The sequence below is a fragment of the Thioalkalivibrio sp. HK1 genome, from assembly GCA_000583135.1.
Taxonomy (GTDB): Bacteria; Pseudomonadota; Gammaproteobacteria; order HK1; family HK1; genus HK1.
Window position 1 is genome coordinate 1 of sequence record JFBG01000098.1, and the last position, 5,033, is coordinate 5,033.

Annotated in this window: 5 protein-coding genes; 3 read left to right on the forward strand and 2 right to left on the reverse strand. The window is 60.6% G+C overall.

What is annotated here, in order from left to right; all coding sequences use genetic code 11:
* Positions 1-185 precede the first annotated feature (185 nt).
* The gene (locus BF99_RS0119355) at positions 186-707 is read right to left on the reverse strand and encodes a hypothetical protein (protein WP_156013496.1); all 522 of its coding nucleotides are present in this window, start codon (positions 705-707) and stop codon (positions 186-188) included.
* A gap of 234 nt (positions 708-941) precedes the next feature.
* Here BF99_RS0119355 and sucC point away from each other — a divergent pair, with 234 nt between their 5' ends.
* On the forward strand, positions 942-2,126 hold the full coding sequence (sucC, locus tag BF99_RS0119360) for an ADP-forming succinate--CoA ligase subunit beta (protein WP_025772541.1): 1,185 nt from the start codon (positions 942-944) through the stop codon (positions 2,124-2,126).
* Positions 2,123-2,992 carry a succinate--CoA ligase subunit alpha gene (gene sucD, locus BF99_RS0119365; protein WP_025772543.1) on the forward strand — a complete coding sequence of 290 codons (870 nt, stop codon included), beginning with the start codon at positions 2,123-2,125 and terminating at the stop codon, positions 2,990-2,992. Before sucC ends, sucD begins: the two co-directional genes overlap by 4 nt.
* 123 nt (positions 2,993-3,115) lie before the next feature.
* Here sucD and BF99_RS0119370 read toward each other — a convergent pair whose 3' ends face one another.
* Positions 3,116-3,889, reverse strand: coding sequence for an outer membrane protein assembly factor BamD (locus BF99_RS0119370; RefSeq protein ID WP_051482997.1), 774 nt, complete (start codon positions 3,887-3,889; stop codon positions 3,116-3,118).
* A 405-nt stretch (positions 3,890-4,294) separates the two neighbouring features.
* Between BF99_RS0119370 and BF99_RS0119380 the strand changes: the two genes are divergently transcribed.
* Positions 4,295-5,033: RluA family pseudouridine synthase (locus BF99_RS0119380; protein WP_025772549.1), on the forward strand; the 739-nt coding region annotated here is incomplete at its 3' end.

The following is a 5,033-nucleotide window of genomic DNA, read 5'->3' on the forward strand; positions in this document are numbered from 1 at the left end:
GGGGGGGGGGTAAATTTCATCGGTCAATCCTTATCGATTCATCACCCAATCATCGAAGTCGGAGCGATGAATATTCTCTACTTTTGGATGGATACGAGATTGGAACGGCTCTTTGCTCGACTTCAAGAATAATATATCGGCGCTTGTGCGAAATCAACCTTGTATATCGACCGAACTCACCCGCATCATGGATTCGGTCGGTATTTCAAGGGCAGGTCGCCGCCGATGCTCCAGTCGGTCGCTCCTTTGCGGCAATCTGCGGTGAAGACGAGACGATCTCCCTCCTCGATCGAATCGTCGATCGCCGCGAAGACGATCGATATCCGGCCCGCTCGGGCTCGGTCCTCGATCGCTCCGATCGGCTCGACGATGATGTCGCGGATATGGCCCGGCAAGGGGATCGCGATATCGGGTTCGGGCGGATCGGAATCCGTCGGCGGCGAGGCGGATTCCAAAACCTCCTGGCCTTCGTTGCAGGAATCCTCGAGCTCCTTGCGGGCGTCAGCGATCAAGCGGGTGGCATCGATCACCCTGGCCTTGATGCGCCAATCGGAGAAGGCGCTCGAACCCAAGGTCAGCGCAAGGCCGAGCAGGGCGATCAAGAGAGTGGTTTCGAGGATCGAGAGGCGACGCCCGGATCTTCGAACCAAATACCTGCCGTAGTCGCTGCGGGGCTCGGCGGGGTCGATGTTTTGCGAATCTTTCATCGATGAATCGTCTTGACCGATGGTTGCACTCGATATCGAGGAAAAGGGGTTCGCCAAGGCGATGGCGACAAGAATTATGCGCCATGGCGTACGAAGGGGGATGATTTCATCCGGCCGGATCGCAATCCGCAGGCGCCGACATCGGGTCTTGGCCATCCTTTTTGCGTTAACCTTCCAAGATCGGAGGCCTCGTTCGAGGAGGCGTCATCGACATATCGGGGAATCGAGATAGCCATGAATCTGCACGAATTCCAAGCCAAGGAACTGCTCGGGGGATTTGGGGTGCCGGTGCCGGTGGGCCGAGCCGCCGCCGACCCGAGGCAGGCGCGCGAAATCGCCGAGAGCCTGGGCGGCGAGGGGTGGATGGTGAAAGCCCAGGTCCACGCCGGGGGGCGAGGCAAGGCGGGGGGGGTGAAGCGGGCGAGTTCTCCGGCCGAGGTCGAATCCTTGGCGGGGGAGATGCTCGGCGCTCGCATCGTTACCAAACAGACCACGGCCCGGGGGCAGCCGGTTTCGAAGGTGCTGATCGAGGCGACTTCGGAGATCGCGCAGGAGTTTTATCTGAGCCTGTTGGTGGACCGGGCGAGGGGTCGGATCGCGATCATCGCCTCCGATGCCGGGGGGATGAATATCGAGGAGGTCGCAGCCGAGGAGCCCGATCGCATCGTCACCGAATTCATCGATCCCGCCGCCGGGCTGCAGCCCTTCCAAGCGCGGCGGATCGGCTTCGCCTTGGGGCTCGATGCCGACCACCGCAAGCAACTCGCCGATCTCCTTGCGCGGCTTGCGAAGGCTTTCATCGCCAACGATCTCGCCCTGCTCGAACTCAATCCGCTGATCACGATCGAAGGCGGCGGACTGATGGCCTTGGATGCCAAAATCGATATCGACGATAACGCCCTTCCCCGCCATCCGAATCTGGCCGCTCTGGCCGACCCCTCCCAGCAAGACGAGAAGGAAGCGCAGGCCAAACGCTTCGATCTCAACTACATCGCTTTGGATGGCGATATCGCGTGCATGGTCAACGGGGCCGGTTTGGCGATGGGGACGATGGATATCATCAAGCTGCACGGCGGGGAGCCCGCGAACTTCCTGGATGTCGGCGGCGGCACCGATGCCAAAAAAGTCAGCGAGGCCTTCAAGTTGATCGCCTCCGACGAGTCGGTCAAGGCTATCCTCGTCAATATCTTCGGCGGGATCGTGCGCTGCGATCTGATCGCCGAGGGCATCATCGAAGCGGTGCGCGAGACCGGCATCGATCTCCCGGTGATCGCCCGTCTCGAAGGCACCAATGTCGAGCGCGGACGAGAACTGCTGCAACAGGCCGATCTCTCGGTGATCGCCGCCGAATCGCTATCCGATGCCGCCGACAAGGCCGTCGCCGCCGCTCGCGCCACCCCGGGAGAAAACCCTCGATGAGCGTTCTCATTGATCGAAATACCCGCGTCCTGTGCCAGGGCTTCACCGGGCGTCAGGGGAGTTTTCACTCGCAGCAGGCGATCGACTACGGAACGAATCTCGTCGGCGGTGTCACCCCCGGCCGCGGCGGCGAACGCCACCTCGATCGGCCGGTCTTCGATACCGTGGCCGATGCGGTCGAGCAAACCGGGGCCGACGCCACGATGATCTATGTCCCTGCGGCCTTCGCCGCCGATGCGATCTTGGAGGCGGCCAATGCCGGGATTCGCATCATCGCCTGCATCAGCGAGGGGATTCCGGTGCTCGATATGGTCGAGGTCAAGGCGGCGCTCGGCCATTTCCCGGATTCGATGCTGATCGGGCCGAACTGCCCCGGCATCATCACCCCCGGGGAATGCAAGATGGGGATCATGCCCGGGCATATTCACTTGCCCGGGGGCGTCGGTATCGTGTCGCGTTCGGGGACTTTGACCTACGAGGCGGTGCATCAAACCACGCGCTGCGGACTCGGACAAAGCACCTGCATCGGCATCGGAGGGGATCCGATCCACGGTCTTGATTTCATCGACTGTCTGCGTCTTTTCGAGGAGGATTCGGATACCCGCGGGATCGTCATGGTCGGGGAGATCGGCGGCAGCGCGGAAGAAGAGGCCGCGGCCTTCATCAATGAGGAAGTCTCCAAACCGGTCGTCGCCTATATCGCGGGAGTCACCGCCCCTGCGGGGCGCAGAATGGGGCATGCGGGAGCCATCATCTCCGCCGGAAAGGGCACGGCCGATGCCAAATACGAAGCCCTCGAAGCCGCCGGAGTGCATGGAGTGCGCTCCCCGGCGTTGATCGGGGAGGCGATCTCGAAGCGTCTATGAGATCGCAAAAAAAGCGCAGACTGATCGGCCCAGCCCATAGATCAGGCCTTTCTTTCCCTTCCATCGAATCGAAGGGGGAAAACCAAAGGCGGGGATTTGCCCCGATCCAAGCCCTTTGGGGATTCATCGATAGGACGTGGCCCGCTCGGGATAGTTCAACGTCAAGACCCGCAGCGCATCCTCGCTCAAATCATCGAGTTCCAACTGCCGATAGGCTTCGACCATGACTCCCAAAACATCGGGCATCGCCGGAGTCCCTTGATAATTCTCGACCACATAGCGGGCGCGATTGGCCGCCGCCAGCCATGCCCCTCGGCGCAGATAGTAGCGAGCGATATGCGCTTCGCGCGCCGCCAGGGTATTTTTCAGATAGACCATCCTCTGGCGGGCATCGGCGGCATAGCGGCTGCCGGGAAAGCGCTGGATCAACTCCTCGAAGGAACGAAAGGCATCCAAGGCGCTCGACATATCCCGCTCGGTCTTGTCGAGGGGATAGATCTTTTCCACGAACGAGCTCTCTCCGGAAAAATAAGCCATCCCCCTCATGTAGTAGGCATAGTCCACATTCGGGTGACGGGGGTGCAATTTGATGAAATGCTCGGCGGCGGCGATCGCCACCGAGGGCTCCTCGTTGCGATAGTGGGCGTGGATCAGATCGATCTGCGCCTGCTGCGCCAAGGGACCGAAAGGATAGCGGGACTCCAGTTTTTTATAGTAGTCGATGGCTTGCTCGAAATCGCGATTGTCCGCGCTTTCTCGGGCCGCATCATAAAGCCGTTGCGCCGTCCAGCCGCTGGTGGGATCCTGCTCGTTATCGATGCCGGCGCAACCGGTGAGCATCACAAGGCCGCATAAAAGAACGGCGGGGGTGAAACCGAAGACCGAGATCGAACGCATGGGATAAAACTCCTTCGAGAGGCCGTCACCTTGAATTCATTCATCGCTATCATCCGAAAAAAAGCCTTGTCGCTCCCGATATCGAATATCCCCATCGATGGTTCGACGGGGATCGAAAAACGAAGTCGATGAGCCGACGAGAACGGATCCCGACAAGTCGTATCGCAAGTCGATCGGATGGGCCGATGGATAGGGCATCGTGATTATATTGTCGGATAGCATGATGAGGATCCGAAGATTGCATCTGGGGCATCGATGAACCCCGACATCCATCTCGGGGATGACGGGGAATCCCCTCTCATGATAAAAAGCGCGATGCGTTGCGATGACGATCGAGGACGAATATCGCACCCCCACCGCTCGCTTTCGCCCTTTCCCATCCGGCCAACGAGATCACCATCGGCGATGTCCCACCCCGAACGGCTTTGCGCGACGATCCCCACCGAATATTCCGGTCTGCGGGCGGATCAGGCGTTGGCGAGGCTTTTTCCGGAGCATTCACGCACTCGGATCGCCCACTGGATCCGATCCGGGGCGGCATCCGTAGATGGCGTTGCTTTGAGCCCTCGATCTCGGGTCGTCGGGGGAGAAAAGGTGGACATTGCATGCGAGGGGGCAAGGGATGACACCCTCGTCGCTCGCGACGGGGCGCTGGCCATCGTCCATGAAGATAGCGAGGTGCTGGTGATCGACAAACCCCCGGATCTGGTGGTGCACCCCGGAGCGGGAAATCGCGACCACACCCTGCTCAACCGCCTGATCTTCTTCGACCCCGGCCTGCGCGACATTCCGCGCTGCGGCATCGTTCATCGTCTGGATAAAGACACTTCGGGCCTGATGGTGATCGCAAGAACCCTCACCGCCCATACCCGCTTGGTCGAAATGCTGCGGCGGCGCGATGTCGAGAGGATCTACGAGGCGATCACCGTCGGCATTCCTCCTTCGGCGGGGACGATCGATGCCGCCATCGCTCGCGATCGCAAACGACGCACCCGCATGGCCATCGACCCTGCGGGGAAATCCGCCATCACCCATTATCGAAGGCTCGAACGCTATCTTCGCTGCGCTCGGATGGAGATCCGGCTGGAGACCGGGAGGACGCATCAAATCAGGGTGCATCTGGCGCATATCGGATATCCGATCT

Bases quoted from the DNA above. Each gene is read 5' to 3' on its own strand.
- BF99_RS0119355 (WP_156013496.1), bottom strand. From the start codon at position 707: ATGAAAGATTCGCAAAACATCGACCCCGCCGAGCCCCGCAGCGACTAC.
- sucC (WP_025772541.1), top strand. From the start codon at position 942: ATGAATCTGCACGAATTCCAAGCCAAGGAACTGCTCGGGGGATTTGGG.
- sucD (WP_025772543.1), top strand. From the start codon at position 2,123: ATGAGCGTTCTCATTGATCGAAATACCCGCGTCCTGTGCCAGGGCTTC.
- BF99_RS0119370 (WP_051482997.1), bottom strand. From the start codon at position 3,889: ATGCGTTCGATCTCGGTCTTCGGTTTCACCCCCGCCGTTCTTTTATGC.